General features: G+C 65.1%; 1 protein-coding gene. It reads right to left on the bottom strand.

Going from position 1 to position 665, the window contains the following annotated elements; translation table 11 throughout:
• The coding region (locus tag CKO11_RS17170) for a phage tail tape measure protein (protein WP_223641524.1) at window positions 1-665 on the bottom strand (665 nt) is incomplete at both ends.

Consider the following 665-nt stretch of genomic DNA (forward strand, 5'->3'; position numbering starts at 1 on the left):
GCCTCAATACTGCGGCGCTCGAAGTCCTTGTCCACCACACCGCTCGCCTGGGTGGCTTCCTGCCGAATGCGCCGATACTCATCCATGTTCTGAATAAGGGAGCGCATTCCTGCCTGCACCTGCGCATCCTCGAAGAGGTTCCCCAACTTCGACAGATCGCCGTTCAGCGTCCGGTTCGTCAGTTCGGCAATAGCCTCAATCGGCGTCAGGCCGCGCTTGGCCGCCGCCTCCATTTCGGCGAAGATATCAACACCCTGCTCAGCGAACTTCTTCACCGTGCCGGGCGCGTAGATCTTCTGCAGGACGTTCGCGAGGTTCGTGGCCGCCGTGCTCGCGTCTCCCGTGCCCTTGCGCACGACCTGCAGAGCGGCGGCAAGATCCGCAACGGCGCCGGTCCCGGATTGTCCAAGGCCCTGATAGGCCGCGCCGAGGCTCGGGAAATAGGTGGCCATGTCCTTCAGTTCGAAGGCGCCTTCCTTGCCGGCCTGCGCCATCATGTCCAGAGCGGTGGCGATCTGGTTCGCCGGCACCTTGAGGTTGTCAACCGCAGCCCACGAGGCCGCCGCAAGATCTTCGGCCGATGCGCGGTAGGCCGTCGCCGCCCGGTTGATCGGCTCGGCAGCGGCCATCGCCACGTCGAGATTGGCGCCCCGGCCAGCAAGGGC

This window comes from Rhodobacter sp. TJ_12, assembly GCF_020023995.1.
Classification (GTDB): domain Bacteria; phylum Pseudomonadota; class Alphaproteobacteria; order Rhodobacterales; family Rhodobacteraceae; genus Rhodobacter.